This is a genomic window from Curtobacterium sp. DN_7.5, from assembly GCF_022655355.1.
Classification (GTDB): Bacteria; Actinomycetota; Actinomycetes; order Actinomycetales; family Microbacteriaceae; genus Curtobacterium; species Curtobacterium luteum.
Genome location: NZ_CP093378.1, coordinates 226,075 through 240,306 on the forward strand (window position 1 = coordinate 226,075; position 14,232 = coordinate 240,306).

A 14,232-nucleotide genomic window follows, 5' to 3' on the forward strand; every position below is an offset into this window, starting at 1 on the left:
GGGTGCCGTCAGGCGTCGACCGGGGTGGGGGCGGTCTGCGGCACCTCCGCGAGGGTGAGCGGACCGTGTGCCCGGTGGCGCCAGGAGGACCACGCCCAACCGACGAGCAGCACCCCGCCGATGAACAGCAGCGCGCTGTACTGCAGCCACCACGAGTTCCCGGTGAGGTCGTAGATCTCCGGACGGGGCCAGATCAGGTTGACCGCCATGCCGACCTGGAAGAGCACGGCGAGGGCGTTGAGCGGGATGCCCCAGCGGCCCAGCGTGAACAGCGGCTTCCCGTCCTCGTCGACCCCGGTCGGCAGCCCGGTGCGACGGGTGCGGATGCGCTCGACGAGGAGCGGCCCGGTGACGCCGAGGTACGCGAGGTAGAGCATCGCGATGCAGAGGCTCGACAGGGCGGTGAAGATCGCGGACTGGCCGATGTTCACCGCGAGGGCCAGCCCGGCGCCGACACCGACGACGATCGACGCGGCGATCGGGGTGCCCGTCCGCGGCGAGACCCGGGACAGGACGCGGTGGAACGGCAGTGCGCGCTCCCGGGCCATCGAGTAGACCATCCGGGCACCGGCGGTCTGGACGGCGAGCGTGCAGGCGAACACCGCGACGGCCACGCAGCAGAGCAGCAGGCGACCGAAGACGTCACCGAGGGTCGAGGTGATCACCCACGCGAGTCCCTGGGTGGCGAGGTTCCCGTCGGTCAGGCTCGGCGCGGCGACGAGGGCGCCGATGATGAGCAGACCGCCGCCGAGGCCCGAGACGGTGAGTGCACGGACGATCGTCTTCGGGGTCGTGCGACGCGGATTGTGGGTCTCCTCGGCCAGCTCACCGGCGGAGTCGAACCCGACCATGACGTACGCGGCCATGAGCGAGGACGCCAAGAACGCCCACATGTACGGCTCGGTGCTCGTCGAACCCGCGGTCGAGAACACCACGGCGGGGGAGCGGTGCGGCAGGACGAACAGGGCGGCGATGAGGACGACGACCCCGACGATCTCCACGAGCACGCCGAAGCTCGTCACGCGGGCCATGAAGCGGACGCTCACGATGTTCACGACCGTCGTCAGCACGAGCATCACCAGCCCGAGCACCACCGCGTTCGCGGCTCCCGTCGGCGAGGCGACCGAGGCGTTCGCCCCCGGACCCCCGACGATCTGGAAGCCGTTCCAGATCGACGGCAGGACCGCCTGCACGGCGATGGCGGCGACGGCGACGGTCAGGACCTGCCCGATGATCATCGTCCAGCCGGTGAACCAGCCGAAGCGGGCGCCGGCGAGCCGGCTCGACCACTGGAAGATCGCGCCGGAGATCGGCCAGCGCGCCGCGAGCTGCGCGAAGTTGAGCGCCACGAGGAGCTGGCCGGCGAAGACGAGCGGCCACGCCCAGAAGAACGCGGCGCCGCCGAGCATGAAACCGAGACCGAACAGCTGGAACACCGTGGTCAGGATCGACACGAACGAGAACCCGGCGGCGAAGGACGAGAACGACCCGACACCGCGGTGGAGCTCCTGTTCGTAGCCGAGGGCGGCGAGGTCGGAGGCGGCGGTGGACGGGCCGGCGGCGGGGCCGGAGGACGTGGTGGCGCGTGGTGCGTGGAGCGGAGCTTCGGGAGAGCGCATGGCTGCAGGACCTTTCGCGGCAGTACCTGTCGGGCGACAGGTAGTACGAGTGTCGTGCGGCGCTGTGTCGCGGCCGTTGCCCGTCTGTTTCGTCCTCGTGTCGGGGGCCGTGCGCATGTAAACAGTGCGCGACGACGGACGGGAGGCCCGCGGCGATCCCGCCACGGGCCTCCCGTCCGTCCTCTGGTCGCGTCAGCGACCGCTGCTCACGCCGTCGTGTCCTCCAGCGCGTCGAGCGCCGCGACGTCCTCCGCCGACAGCACGAAGTCCACGTCCGCGTTCTCCGCGATCCGGGACGGCGTCGTCGACTTCGGCAGCGGCAGCACGTCCTGCTCGAGCAGGTAGCGGATCGCGACCTGTGCGACGGACTTGTCGTACTTCGCGGCGATCTCTGCGATCGTGCCGTTCTCGAGCAGCCCACCGGTCGCGAGCGGCGAGTACCCCTCGGTGAGGATGTCGTGCTCGCGGTCGAAGGCGGTCGTCGCGTCCTGCGTGTTCCCGACGAACCAGCGGATCTGGTTCGCGTGCGGCACGACGTCGGTGCGGCCGAGGAGGTCCTCGAGGTCGGCGACGGCGAAGTTCGAGACGCCGATGCTCTTCGTGCGGCCGGCGTCGTACAGCTCCTCGAACACCTTCCACACCTCGACGTTGCCGTCGCGGTGGTCGGACCCCATGTCGCTCCAGGGCCACGGCGCGTGGATCAGGTACAGGTCGACGTGCCCGAGGTCGAGGTTCCGGGAGGACTCCTCGAAGGCCTCGCGTGCGCCGGACGCGGTCTTCACCTCGGCGGGGAGCTTCGTCGTGATGAAGAGCTCGTCGCGGGGGACACCGCTGTCGCGGACGGCCTCGCCGACGCTGGCCTCGTTGCCGTACGCGAGTGCGGTGTCGATGTGGCGGTAGCCGGCCTCGATGGCGGTCTTCGTGGCGTCGTAGGCATCGCTGCCGGACGGGATCTGCCAGGTCCCGAAGCCGATCTTCGGGATGTGCAGACCGTTGGACATGGTGAACGTGTCGGTCAGTGCGGGCATGCGCCGCACACTACGCCGCGCGACGCAGCGGACTCCCGGCTGCTGGTTCCGTCTCGGTACCATCGGCCCATGTCCTCCCGACCGCCGTTCCGAGCCGACGTCGTCGGCAGCTTCCTCCGCCCCGCCGCCGTGCAGGAGGCCCGCGCCGCCCACGCCGCCGGGACCCTCGACGACGACGGACTCCGCCTGGTCGAGGACGAGGCCGTCCGGGCGCTCGCCGACGCGCAGCAGTCCGCGGGGCTGGAGGTCGTCACCGACGGCGAGGCCCGTCGCAGCTGGTGGCACCTCGACTTCTGGGGCGGCCTCGACGGCGTCGAGGTCGTCGAGCTCGACCACGGCATCGCGTTCCAGGGCACGAGCACCACGCCGAAGGGGCTCCGTGTCACCGGGCCGGTGTCCTTCCCGGTCGACCACCCGTTCCTCGCGCACGCCCGGTTCGTGGTCGAGGAGGCCGCCCGTCGCGGGGTCACGGCGAAGTTCACCATCCCGTCGCCCACCGTCTTCGACTTCCGCCTGGACGCCGACCAGGTCCGCACCGACCACTACGCCGACCGGGCCGCCATCACCGAGGACCTCGTCACGGCGTACCGCGACGCGATCGCCGCGTTCCACGCCGTCGGGGTGCGCTACCTGCAGCTCGACGACACCGCGTGGGCGTACCTCTGCTCCGACGTCGAGCTCGAGAAGGCCCGCGACCGCGGGATCGACACCGAGGGCATCGCCGCCCGGTTCTCGTCGATCGTCCGGCGGGTGCTGGACGGCCGGCAGTCCGACCTCGTCGTCACGACCCACGTCTGTCGTGGCAACTTCCGCTCGACGTGGATCTCGTCGGGCGGGTACGAGCCGGTCGCCGAGGAGCTCCTCGGCAACACCGGCTACGACGGGTTCTTCCTCGAGTACGACTCCGACCGTGCCGGCGGCTTCGAACCCTTGCGGTTCCTGCCGCAGGGCGACCAGGTGGTCGTGCTCGGCCTGGTCACGTCGAAGACCGGCGAGCTCGAGGACCCGGCGGTCGTCGAGCAGCGCATCCGGGACGCCGCGCAGTACGCGCCGCTCGAGCAGCTCGCGCTCAGTCCGCAGTGCGGGTTCGCGTCGACGGAGGAGGGCAACGTCCTCTCCGAGGACGAGCAGTGGGCGAAGGTCCGCAGCGTGGTCGCGATCGCGGACCGCGTCTGGGGCTGACGCACCCAGGACACGGACTGGAGGCGCGGTGCCGGTCGGCACCGCGCCTCCAGTCCGTGTCGGATCGGTCCGTCGCTACGCGACCGCGATCTCGTTGGGGACGCCGGGGAGCTCGTCGCTGGAGGCGACGACCTCACCACTGGTGAGGTCCACCGCGTGGACGGTCTTCGTCGCCGGATCGGTGACGAAGGCCGTGTCACCGACCACCTTCAGGGCGGGGTGCGGGTCCTGCCACTCGACGGGGCCCTCCCACGCGTCGATCACCGGGACGGTGCCGAGACGCGCACCCGTCGTCACGTCGAAGGTGTGCAGGGATCCGTCGGAGCCGAGCACGACCGCTTCGTCGTCCGGCCCGCGCGCGAGGTCGCGGAAGGTGAAGCCGACGCCCTCGGGCATGTCCGCGGTCTCGTAGGAACCCTGCTCGGTGTCGATCAGTGCGAGCTGGTCGAGGAGGTAGCCCTCGCTGTCCGGGTCGTCGTTGTGGTCGCCGACGGCGATCGGGCTCGAGTCGGTCGTGAACAGGTTGCCGGTGCGGCCGTACTCGGTCGGGGCGTCGATCTTGGTGAAGGTGCCGTCCCGGTACACGAGCGCGCCGTCCTCGCAGCCGAACACGGCGACCTCGTCGGCCACGGTGCCCTCGCCGTGCACGCCCGGGCAGACCTCGGAGCGTGCGACCTCGGAGCCGTCCTCGTCGAGCGCGCGCACGCCGGATCGCGACTCCTCGGTGCCGATGGTCGTGAGGAGCGTGCCGTCCTCGAGCTCGATCGCGACGCCGTGGTGTGCCGTCTCCGAGCGCGTCGTGTCGACGTCGGGCAGCGTGCCGTCCGCGACGGCGTCGGCGAGGTCCTCGTGGTCGAACGCCGTCACGTCGCCGGAGCCGTCGGCGAAGAGCGTCGTCCGGTCACCGTGGACGACCGCGTGGCCGCCGGCGTCGGCGGGGAAGACCGAGTCGGTGAGCGCCGGGTCCGACGCGGTGTCGAGGACACGGAAGCCCTCGGGGACGGTGACGAGCACGTGACGGCCGTCCCCGGCGGGGTTGACGCGGGTGAACCCCTCGATCGGGTCGTCGGACACCACGCGGAGGTCCTCGTCGAGGACGAGCACGCCGCCGTCGTAGGTCACGGTGACGCGCGTCCCGTCTGCGCCGCTGGTCCGTTCGGTACGGTCCTCCGCGTCCGCGGGGTCGGTGGAGCACCCCGTCAGCGCGAGGGCGGCGACCCCGAGCAGCAGGGCGGGGGCGACCGCGGTGCGTCGCTTCGATGGTGACGTCATGGTTCTCACTGGTTCCGTTCTCTTCCTCATTCGTGGGTCGACAGGCCGTCGACGATGGCCTCGGCGTTCGAGCGGGTCATGCCGAGGTAGGAGCTCGCCGGCCCGGTCGCGGTCAGCGACTCGGTGGCGAGCGGGGTGATGGTGACCTGGATGCCGGCCTCGTCCGCGAGGACCTCGGCGAGCCGGGCCGGCTGGGAGAGGTCGGCGAAGATCGTCGGGACGCCGGCGTCCTCGATCGCGGTCGCAAGGTCGCGGAGGTCTGCGGCGCTCGGCGAGGCCAGGGTCGTGCCGCTCGGGATCACGGCGCCGACGATCCGGAAGCCGTAGCGGTCGGCGAGGTAGCCGAACACGTGGTGGTTCGTCACGAGCGCGCGACGGTCGGCGGGGACGGTCGCGAACGCCGTGGCCACCTCGCCGTCGAGTGCGTCGAGCTGGGCGCGGTAGCCGTCGGCCCCCGGAGCGTCGATGCCGACCTCGTCGAGGGCGTCGTCGAGGGCCGAGACCACCTCCGCCATCCGCCGTGGGTCGGTCCAGAAGTGCGGATCCGGCCCGGAGTCGTCCTCGGTGCGCCAGTCGAGCACGTCGATCGCATCGCCCGCCGTGAAGACCGGCACGCCGTCCGCGGCGGCGGCCTCGACGTGCCGGGCGACGCCCTCCTCGAGCCCGAGTCCGTTCTCGACGACGAGGTCGGCGGACCGGAGCCGTGCGGCTTCCCGGGCGGAGACCTCGAAGGAGTGTGGGTCCGCACCCGCGGGCATGAGGACCGCGACGTCAGCGGCGTCGCCGACGACCTCGCTGACGACGTCACCGAGGATGTTCGTCGTCACGGCCACGAGCGGGCGGTCACGGTCGGCCGGGCTGCAGCCGGCGCTGGTCACGACGAGCCCGGCAGCGAGGACCGCGACGGCGGTGCGCACGGCGGCGGTGCTCGCCCGCGCGACGCGGGTCACCGACCGACCTCGGCGAGGGCGGCGACGGGGCGACCGAGCTCGATCGTGCGCGCCACCCGGGCGTCGTCGCCGAAGTCGATCTCGTGCACCACACCGGCCGTCGGGTCGGCGGCGTACGCCCGCTGTGCGTCGACCTGCAGGAGGGCCGGACCGTTCGCGGTGACCAGGGGTCGGGTCGTGGCGGTCCGGCCGTCCGGGGACGTCGGGTCCGCCGTCGCGACGACGACCACCCGCCCGGTGTCGTCGACCGCGACCACGTGCCCCTCGGGGTCGTCGACGGCCACGACCGCGCGGAACGGTCGTTCCGAGGGGACGTACCGCCAGGAGTGCTCCCGTGCGTCGAGCAGCCAGGCGCCGCCGTCCCCGGCGACCCCTGCGACGGTGGGCCGACCCGCCCGCGCTGCGAACGACGTCGGACGGCCCGCCGACCCCTCCGGCAGCGGGACCGTCGTCGCGCCGTCCTCGTCCACGACGACGGCGCCGTCGGAGCACCCGATCACGGCGCCCGCCCGGGTCACGATGCCGCCGGCGGGCTCCGGGCAGGCCACCGGCTCGCCCACGGCACGGCCACCCCGGTCGAGGACGGTCACCGCGCCGTCGTCCCCGGCGACGAAGCGGTCGCCGAACGGCAGCAGGACGGATGCCTCGACACGCAGGACCTCCGAGACCTCGCCCTGTCCGAGTGCCTCGCGGTCCAGTGCCACGGCCTCACCGTGGTCCGGCCAGGTCAGCGTGGTCGTCGTCTCCGAGGAGTGCACCGCGATCGCGCCGCCACGACCGACGTGCCCGACGACCCGCGGATCGGCGGCGTAGTAGTGCGTGTGGTCGCCGTGGTCGACCGTCCACGCGCCTCCGTCGGTGATCGTCGTCCGCTCGTCGTCGGACGTGACGAGGAAGCGCCCGTCCGTCGCGGCGTGCTCCGGGGCGTCCACGCCCTGGAGCTCGGACGACTCGTCGGTGAGCAGGTCGTGGATCGTGGTCCGGCCGTCCGGGCTCACCGCGAGGAGGCGGAGCTGCGGTTCGCCGGCCTCCCGGGCGCCCTCGACGTACCCGTGCGGGCGGTCCGTCGTCGTGGTGGGTCCCGGTGCGCCCGGGTCGGACGAGCAGCCGGCGAGCAGGAGCGTGAGCCCGAGTGCAGCGCCGACGGCGGGGGTGGAGCGGTGGTTCATGAGGCCTCTCGTGGTGCGGTGGGTGCTGGGGTCCGAGTGGTCGGGGCCTGCGTGGGCGCGCGGCCACGCAGGAGGGCAGCGGCACCGCGGGAGACCGCGACGCCGAGGACCGAGACGACGGCGATGCTCGCTCCGGCGGCGGTGCCGAGGTGCCACGAGACGAGGAGGCCGGCGAGGACGGCGGCGGCACCGATGCCGGCGCCGAGGAGCATGGTCGAGCCGATCGAACGAGACCATGCACGGGCGGCAGCGGCCGGCGCGAGGAGCAGCCCGACGACGAGGAGCGTCCCGACGGCCCGGTACGACGCGACGACGGCGAGGGTGACCAGGGCGACGAGGACCACCTCCGCAAGGCGCGGTCGCAGCCCGAGCGTCGCGGCCTTCCGGACGTCGAACGCGGTCGCGGTGAACGGGCGGTGGAAGCAGATCGCGGTACCGAGTGCCACGGCGGCGGCCGCAGCGAGGCCGACGAGGTCCGCGGAGGTCACGGCGAGCACGTCCCCGAAGAGGATCGCGGTCACGTCCGTCGCGAACGAGCGCGACCCGGACACGATGATGACGCCGAGGGCGAGCATGCCCACGAACAGCAGGCCGATCGACGAGTCGTAGGACAGCCGAGCATGCCGCCGCAGTGCGCCGACGCCGAGGACCATGGCGCCCGCGCTCGCCGCGGCACCGAGGACCGCGGGGAACCCGGTGAGGGTCGCGACCGCGACACCGGGGAGCATGCCGTGCGCGAGCGCCTCGCCGAGGAAGGCCATGCCGCGGACGAGCACCCAGGTGCCGACGACCGCGCACAGCACCGCCGCCAGTGTGCCGCCGACGAGGGCGCGCAGCATGAAGTCGACGGAGAACGGGTCGGTCAGCCAGGTCACGGACCCAGACGCTACATGAAAATGACTATCAATACTGATAGCGTGCTCAGGTGCCGCTCTCCACGACCATCGAGCTCTCCGGCGTCGCCCTGCACCGGGACGGGCGTCGCGTCCTCGACGGACTGCACGCGACGTTCCGGTCCGGCGAGGTGACGGCGCTCACCGGACCGAACGGATCGGGGAAGTCGACGGTGCTCGACGCGATCGCGGGTGTCGTGCCGTGGTCTGCCGGACGGGTGACGGGCCTCCCGGCCGACGTCGCCTACGTGCCGCAGTCCGTCCCGCCCACCGCGCTCCCGCTGACCGTGCGCGACGCTGTGGCGATGGGGCGGTGGCGGGCGCGACCGTGGTGGCGCCCGTCGACGCGACGCGACCGGTCGGTCGTGGAGGCGCAGCTCGAGCGCCTGGCCGTCGCCGACCTCGCGGACCGCTCGTTCGACCGACTGTCGGGCGGACAGCGGCAGCGCGCTCTCGTCGCGCTCGGGCTCGCACAGGAGGCCGCGGTGCTGCTCGTCGACGAGCCCACTGCCGGTGTCGACGCGGCATCCGCGGCGCTCGTCGTCGCCGCGCTGGCGGAGGAGGCCCGCGGCGGGGTGGTCGTCGTGCACGCAGCACACGATCCGGTCGCCGTAGCGGCCGCTGACGCCCTGGTCGCGCTCGGTCAGCCCTCGGCGTCGCCGGCCTGCTCGTAGAGGCTCGTCGCGAGGTCGCTCAGCAGGCTGGCCAGGTCGCCGTCGTGCGTGTCGTCGACCGCCGTCAGCAGGTCGGCGTACCGCTGCCGGTACCGACCGACGACCGCATCGCCCTCCGATGTGAGCCGGAGGAGCGATCCGCGACGGTCGTTCGGGTTCGGCGCGCGCTCGACCAGGCCGGCCGCCACCATGCGGTCGACCATGTTCGTGACGGCACCGGAGGTGAGTCCGAGGTACCCCGCGACCTCGGTCGGGGTCGAGTAGCCCGTGTCGTCGATGAGCACGAGGGCGCGGAGGGCGTTCTCGTGCACGCCCGCGCCGGCGCTGAGTTGCCGGACGAGCACCGCGTTGGCGCGCACGACCGCCTCGAACGCGCTGATGAGTTCTGCGGGGTCCGCGTTCCCTGCTCGGGTCACAGGTGGCTCCACTCCGGGTCGGGAGGGGCCGTCCGAGGCGTCCCTCGCACTGGGGACAGTACACGAGTGGCAAAGTTGGTGAATGGTTGAGTATCTTGATGAGTGAAGCAAGTGAACCCGAGCCATTTGCTCCGCGACCGTACGACCGCAGAACGAGGAGGTCCCCGTGTCCGACAAACCCCGCGCATCGCCCGTGCAGTGGCGCCGGTACGTGCCGGTCGGGCTGCTCGCCGGCATCGCCGCTGCCGTGGTCCTCTCGCTGTCGCTCACCGGTTCACTCGCCGGCGGGTAGCACGCACCACCGAGCCGGCGGCCCTCGATCGCTCCCCCCATCGAGCGAGTGCCGCCACCCCCGGCGACGCCTGGTCGCGCCCCCCCTCCGATCAGGCGTCGCCACCTTCCCCTCGCCCCACCCGCACCGGCGGCGCTCGACCGACCCCCCACCGGCCGAGCGCCGCCTGCCGTGTCGCGGCCGCGGCAACGGGCCGACGGCGTCGACGTGCTCGCTGGTCGACGGGGCATCGCGGCGACCGCCCCGGGGGTCCCGGTGCCGACTGACCGGTGTTGCCGCTCGTTCGGGTCGGGCGGCAGCACCGGTCGTCCGGCGGACGGCCCGCAGGGTGACGGGCCGGGCTCCGGGTCGGCGGCCCGCAGGATGACGGGCGCGCGGACGCAGCAGCGCCGGGTGCGACGATAGGCGCAGGCGCTAAGCGGAGTCAACTCTCCACTTGAATCGGACAGCTAGGGTCGGAGCATGTCCGCTGCCGAGCGTGCCCGTGCCGAGCGCATCGAGGTGCGCCGGAGCCGCGAGTCCATCCTCGCCGCGGCCGAGCGGCACTGGGCGGTCCACGACGCCGACCCATCGATGGCCCAGCTGGCGAAGGACTCGGGCGTCGGCATCGCGACGCTCTACCGTCGGTTCCCCGGCATCGACGAGGTGATCCGGGCCCTCCACGCCCGACTCGTCGCCGAGTTCGCCTGCATCGAGGAGGCGGTGGCGGTGCAGCCCACCGCGTGGGACGGCGTCGTCGCGCTCGTGACCGGCATCGTCGACGTGCTGCAGGATCACCCGGCGATCCCACGACTGAACCGCAAGATGGTGGCCCTCGACGACGACCGGCAGTTCAGCGACGGGTGGGCGGACCGACTCGCGGCGCTGGTCACCGCGGCCCAGGCCGAGGGACGTCTGCGGCCCGACGTCAACGCGAACGACGTCACCTTCGCGGCGTTCCGCATCGGGAGCTACTCGAACCTCCCGCCGGACGAGGCGGGACGGATCCTCGGGCGGCAGATCGGGATCGTCCTCGACGGGCTGCGCGCGGACGGCGGGACACGCCCGCTGCCGGGCGGACCGATCGCGATGGACGACCTCCACCGCGTCTTCCGCTACGAGGTCGAGCACCCCGTCGACTAGCGGCCGGTCAGCCGACGGCGTCGACGGCCCGTCGGGCGGCGGCGACGACCTCGGCGTCCGTGACGAAGTGCGCGGACCCGTCGTCGGACCCGCCCATCGGCACCCCCGCGTGGGCGCTGCCGGATGCGCGGCGCTTCGCCGAGAGGTGGACGGCCGCGGCACCGGTCGCGACGAGTGCCGGGACGTCCGCGGGGGTGACGCCGGCGCCGGCCATCACCTGGACCGACCCGGCGGCGTCCACCATCCGGGTGATCGTGCCGGCACCTGCCACGGCCGTCGACGCCCCGCCGGACGTCAGGACACGGGTGAAGCCGAGGTCGTGCAGTGCCGCGGCCGCTCGGACCGGGTCGGCGGTGTGGTCGACCGCGCGGTGCAGGGTGACCTCCGCGACGGCGCTCACCGAGCGTGCGGCGTCGACGAACCGACGGAGCGCGTCGACGTCGAGCGTGCGGTCGGGCCGGAGCGCGCCGACCACCACCCCGGCCGCGCCGGAGCGCAGCACCGTCCGCACCTCGCGTTCCATGAGCTCGAGCTCGCCGCGGTCGTGCACGAACCCGCCCGGGCGGCACCGGACGAGCGCGTGCGCCGGGATGCCGGTCTCGTGCACCGTCTCGACGAGGGCCTGGGACGGGGTGAGTCCGCCGAGCTCCAGGCCGACGCAGAGCTCGACGCGGTCGGCGCCGTGCTCGCGGGCGACGACGGCCCCGGCGGGGGAGGTCACCGCGATCTCGAGGGCGACGGAGGCGGTGGTCACGCGATGGCTCCGAGGGGTTCGTTCGACGGTGGGATGATCCGGGCGCCGAGGTCGGGCGCCGACGGGAACACCCGATCGTAGGGGAACATCGGGCGCTGGATCCTGTGGTGGCCGAGGCGCTCGAGGTCCTGGTCGACGCCGCCGGGCGTGAGGGCGAGCATCCAGTCCGCAGCCATGTCGAAGAGCTCGGGTTCGAGGTAGCCGATCTTCACGATCACGAGGTCGGCGTCCCGCGGAGCGAGGTCGAGGTCGGTGAAGTCGTGCTCGTGGTGGTACGGCTTCCGGAGCTTCGTGAGGATCGCGAACACCGACCCGACCTGCAGGACGACCTCGGTCTCCGCGTCCCGGTCCCCGTGCTTGACCGCGTGGACCCGCCCGGTCATGGTGATCGGCCCGGCGTGCAGGTCGTCGACCTCGGCACCCGCGGTGACGGTGACGGTCGCGCCCACCCCGGCCTCGACCGCGGTCTCCACGGCCGCGGGACCGGGAACGCTCGCGTAGATCACGGTCGGGCCGTCCGTGCTCGCGAACACTGGGTTCGCGAGCACCCGGGTGAGCCCCCACGTCATGTCCCCGGAGCCGCCCGCCGTCGGGTTGTCGCCGGAGTCGGACACGAAGAACGGCCGCGCCGCACCCGGGGCGAGCGCCGCGGTCAGACACTCGTCGAACGAACCGGTCGGGGCGACGAAGACGAACTCCTCGCGGACGTCCCAGAACGCGCGGGCGAGCCGCTCCGCACCGGCGGCGACGGCCTCGCGGTCCCACCCGGTGACGACCGTCACGGCACGGTCGCGCGGCTGGTCGGCCCACGCGTACCCGACCCAGATCGCTGCGTCGAGGACACCGGGGGTCGCCTCGACCTCCGGTACCTGCGCGTACAGCGACGCCGCGGGCTCGATGCGGGTCGAGGTCTGCTCGCCGGGGAGCAGCACGGGGATCGGGACCCACGCCTTCACGGGCCGCTGCTGCCCGACCGGTCGGGTCGTGAGCACGTCGACGAGGTTCCGGACCGCGCGTTCCTTCGTCTCGAGGGCGTCCTCGTGCGGGGCCATCCGGTAGCAGGTGACGAGGTCGACCTGGTGCGCGAGCTCGGCCGTGACGTTGCCGTGCAGGTCCATGGACGCCGACACGACGACGTCCGGCCCGACGACCGCGCGGATGCGGCCGAGCAGGTCGGTCTCGGCGTCGTCGAGCCCGTCGACGACCATCGCGCCGTGGATGTCGTACCAGAGGCCGTCGAGCTGCTCGGCGGCGGTGATCGCGCCCAGCCGGGACACGATCTCGTCGGCCAGCGACTCGTACGAGTCGCGGTCGACGACCCCGCCGGGCAGGGCGTGCCCGATGAGCGCACCCCGGAACTCGGCGCGGTCGGCGATGTCCGCGAGGAACGGGTACCGCGCGACCACCTCGTCGCCCCGGTCCGGGTGGAAGGCGGCTGCGTGTGTCCGGGTGGGCGTGAAGGTCGAGGTCTCGATGGCGAGTCCGGCGATCGCGATGACCGGACGACGTGCGGTGGGGGTGGGGTGGGACTCAGACACGGACGCTCCTCTTCCGGGCGGTGGACTGCGGGATGGGTGCGGACAGCTCCTCGAGCGAGGCCGTGAGTCCGCGCTGCAACGCGAACTGACCGGCCCCGACGAGCCCGGCGTCGGCACCGAGGGACACCGGCTCGATCGCGAGGTGCTGCGTCATGAGCGGGTGGCAGCTCTCGTACAGCTGGCTGCGGACCGCGGCGATGAACGGGTCGAGGGTGGACAGGATGCCACCGAGGTAGACGGCGTCCGGGTTGAAGAAGTTCACGTTCGCGGCGAGGACCTCACCGAGGTAACGACCGGCCAGGCGCACCGCCCGGGTCGCCTCCGGGTGGGCGTCCGAAGCGAGGCGCACGACGTCCGCCGTGGACTCGACCGCGACCCCGGCACCCGACAGGATGCGCACGAGGGCGGCCCCGGAGGCCACCGTCTCGAGGCACCCGGTGTTGCCGCACGAGCACGGGGTGTCACCGGCGGCGTCGATCCGGACGTGCGTGATGTCCCCCGCGGAGCCGGTCGCCCCGCGGTACAGGCGACCGTCGATGACGATGCCTGCGCCGATCGCCGACCCCGCCTTGATGGTGATGGTCTGGCGCCGCGAGGGGTCCTGCACGCTCTGCTCGCCGGCGGCCATGCAGTTCGCGTCGTTGTCGACGACGGCGGGGAGGCCGAACCGTTCGGTCAGCCACGCCGCCACCGGGAACCCGTTCCACCCCGGCATGCGGCTCGGGAGGTCGACGACCCCGGCCTCGACGTCGACGGGGCCGGGGAGGCTGAGCCCGACGCCGCGGAGGCCCGCGCGCCCCTGGTCGTCCGCGAGCCGCTCGAGCAGACCGGCCAGCCGTTGCAGCCCGGCGGTCGGGCCGTCCGCGAGCGCGAACGGGACGTTCGCGACGGACTCGAGCGCGCCTCCCGGCCGGACCACCCCGATGCGGGCGTGACCGCCGCCGACGTCCGCGGCGACCGCGTACTCGTCGGCGCCGCCGATCCGGAGCACCTTGCGCGGGCGACCCCCCGTCGAGACGTCCGTGCCCTCCTCCGCGAGCAGACCGTGGGACAGGAGCTGCGCGACCACGTGGGACACCGTCGAGGGCGCCGCGGCGAGCAGGGCCGCGATCTCGGTGCGGCTGGAGGCCTGTCCGGAGGCGACGAGCTCCAGGACGCGGGCACTGAGGTCCGGCACGACTTTCTCCAATCCGGTGGAAAGCGGTCGACGACCGCCCGTGGAGCCGAGCCTAGGCGGTGATCCGACCCGTCCACCCTTTCGTCCGTTCCGCAGAAACGCACTATTTACACGGAGATGTTTGTTTTTCCAACGGCTTTGGTCAT

14 protein-coding genes are annotated in these 14,232 nt (G+C 72.9%); 4 read left to right on the forward strand and 10 right to left on the reverse strand.

Features of this window, described 5'->3' with window-relative positions; genetic code table 11:
• Positions 1–8: 8 nt before the first annotated feature.
• Both MON03_RS01100 and MON03_RS01105 read right to left on the reverse strand, forming a co-directional pair.
• Positions 9–1,619, reverse strand: coding sequence for an APC family permease (locus MON03_RS01100; RefSeq protein ID WP_242089975.1), 1,611 nt, complete (start codon positions 1,617–1,619; stop codon positions 9–11).
• A gap of 206 nt (positions 1,620–1,825) precedes the next feature.
• Positions 1,826–2,647, reverse strand: a complete 822-nt coding sequence (locus MON03_RS01105) for an aldo/keto reductase (protein ID WP_242089976.1) — start codon at positions 2,645–2,647, stop codon at positions 1,826–1,828.
• Between the two features lie 69 nt (positions 2,648–2,716).
• On the opposite strand from MON03_RS01105, the gene MON03_RS01110 reads away from it, so the two are divergent.
• Positions 2,717–3,829 (forward strand): 5-methyltetrahydropteroyltriglutamate--homocysteine S-methyltransferase, encoded by a 1,113-nt coding sequence (locus tag MON03_RS01110; protein WP_022902763.1) that lies wholly within the window; start codon positions 2,717–2,719, stop codon positions 3,827–3,829.
• A gap of 75 nt (positions 3,830–3,904) precedes the next feature.
• Here MON03_RS01110 and MON03_RS01115 read toward each other — a convergent pair whose 3' ends face one another.
• Genes MON03_RS01115 through aztB form a run of 4 tightly spaced genes read right to left on the reverse strand, consistent with a single transcriptional unit; the run spans position 3,905 to position 8,095 of the window.
• Positions 3,905–5,101: a hypothetical protein gene (locus tag MON03_RS01115; RefSeq protein WP_242089977.1), complete on the reverse strand. Its 1,197-nt coding sequence runs from the start codon at positions 5,099–5,101 to the stop codon at positions 3,905–3,907.
• A gap of 26 nt (positions 5,102–5,127) precedes the next feature.
• Complete coding sequence (locus MON03_RS01120) at positions 5,128–6,051, reverse strand: metal ABC transporter solute-binding protein, Zn/Mn family (RefSeq protein ID WP_350355064.1); 924 nt, start codon at positions 6,049–6,051, stop codon at positions 5,128–5,130.
• A complete protein-coding gene (locus MON03_RS01125; RefSeq protein WP_242089978.1) occupies positions 6,048–7,220 on the reverse strand; it encodes an ABC transporter in 1,173 nt (390 codons plus the stop codon). The genes MON03_RS01120 and MON03_RS01125 overlap by 4 nt, the downstream gene beginning before the upstream one ends.
• Positions 7,217–8,095 carry a zinc ABC transporter permease AztB gene (aztB, locus tag MON03_RS01130; protein WP_022902759.1) on the reverse strand — a complete coding sequence of 293 codons (879 nt, stop codon included), beginning with the start codon at positions 8,093–8,095 and terminating at the stop codon, positions 7,217–7,219. The genes MON03_RS01125 and aztB overlap by 4 nt, the downstream gene beginning before the upstream one ends.
• A gap of 50 nt (positions 8,096–8,145) precedes the next feature.
• Between aztB and MON03_RS01135 the strand changes: the two genes are divergently transcribed.
• The gene (locus MON03_RS01135; protein ID WP_022902758.1) at positions 8,146–8,787 is read left to right on the forward strand and encodes a metal ABC transporter ATP-binding protein; all 642 of its coding nucleotides are present in this window, start codon (positions 8,146–8,148) and stop codon (positions 8,785–8,787) included.
• Here MON03_RS01135 and MON03_RS17345 read toward each other — a convergent pair.
• Positions 8,757–9,203, reverse strand: a complete 447-nt coding sequence (locus MON03_RS17345; protein WP_022902757.1) for a MarR family winged helix-turn-helix transcriptional regulator — start codon at positions 9,201–9,203, stop codon at positions 8,757–8,759. The two genes, MON03_RS01135 and MON03_RS17345, sit on opposite strands and share 31 nt — an antisense overlap.
• 166 nt (positions 9,204–9,369) lie before the next feature.
• On the opposite strand from MON03_RS17345, the gene MON03_RS17350 reads away from it, so the two are divergent.
• A complete protein-coding gene (locus tag MON03_RS17350; RefSeq protein WP_261976508.1) occupies positions 9,370–9,495 on the forward strand; it encodes a hypothetical protein in 126 nt (41 codons plus the stop codon).
• A 462-nt stretch (positions 9,496–9,957) separates the two neighbouring features.
• On the forward strand, positions 9,958–10,617 hold the full coding sequence (locus MON03_RS01150; RefSeq protein WP_175327919.1) for a TetR/AcrR family transcriptional regulator: 660 nt from the start codon (positions 9,958–9,960) through the stop codon (positions 10,615–10,617).
• 7 nt (positions 10,618–10,624) lie between these two features.
• On the opposite strand, the gene MON03_RS01155 is transcribed toward MON03_RS01150, so the two are convergent.
• From MON03_RS01155 to MON03_RS01165, 3 genes are read right to left on the reverse strand one after another with little or no spacing between them, the layout of a single operon-like run.
• Positions 10,625–11,371: a copper homeostasis protein CutC gene (locus MON03_RS01155; protein WP_175327918.1), complete on the reverse strand. Its 747-nt coding sequence runs from the start codon at positions 11,369–11,371 to the stop codon at positions 10,625–10,627.
• On the reverse strand, positions 11,368–12,909 hold the full coding sequence (locus tag MON03_RS01160) for a M81 family metallopeptidase (protein WP_175327917.1): 1,542 nt from the start codon (positions 12,907–12,909) through the stop codon (positions 11,368–11,370). The genes MON03_RS01155 and MON03_RS01160 overlap by 4 nt, the downstream gene beginning before the upstream one ends.
• Positions 12,902–14,086, reverse strand: coding sequence for an ROK family protein (locus tag MON03_RS01165; protein ID WP_022902752.1), 1,185 nt, complete (start codon positions 14,084–14,086; stop codon positions 12,902–12,904). The genes MON03_RS01160 and MON03_RS01165 overlap by 8 nt, the downstream gene beginning before the upstream one ends.
• Positions 14,087–14,232: the final 146 nt, after the last annotated feature.

What these genes read in the sequence shown, in the direction of transcription:
- MON03_RS01125 (WP_242089978.1), bottom strand. Translation starts at nt 7,220, where the DNA reads ATGAACCACCGCTCCACCCCCGCCGTCGGCGCTGCACTCGGGCTCACG.
- MON03_RS01100 (WP_242089975.1), bottom strand. Translation starts at nt 1,619, where the DNA reads ATGCGCTCTCCCGAAGCTCCGCTCCACGCACCACGCGCCACCACGTCC.
- MON03_RS01105 (WP_242089976.1), bottom strand. Translation starts at nt 2,647, where the DNA reads ATGCCCGCACTGACCGACACGTTCACCATGTCCAACGGTCTGCACATC.
- MON03_RS01110 (WP_022902763.1), top strand. Translation starts at nt 2,717, where the DNA reads ATGTCCTCCCGACCGCCGTTCCGAGCCGACGTCGTCGGCAGCTTCCTC.
- MON03_RS01115 (WP_242089977.1), bottom strand. Translation starts at nt 5,101, where the DNA reads ATGACGTCACCATCGAAGCGACGCACCGCGGTCGCCCCCGCCCTGCTG.
- MON03_RS01150 (WP_175327919.1), top strand. Translation starts at nt 9,958, where the DNA reads ATGTCCGCTGCCGAGCGTGCCCGTGCCGAGCGCATCGAGGTGCGCCGG.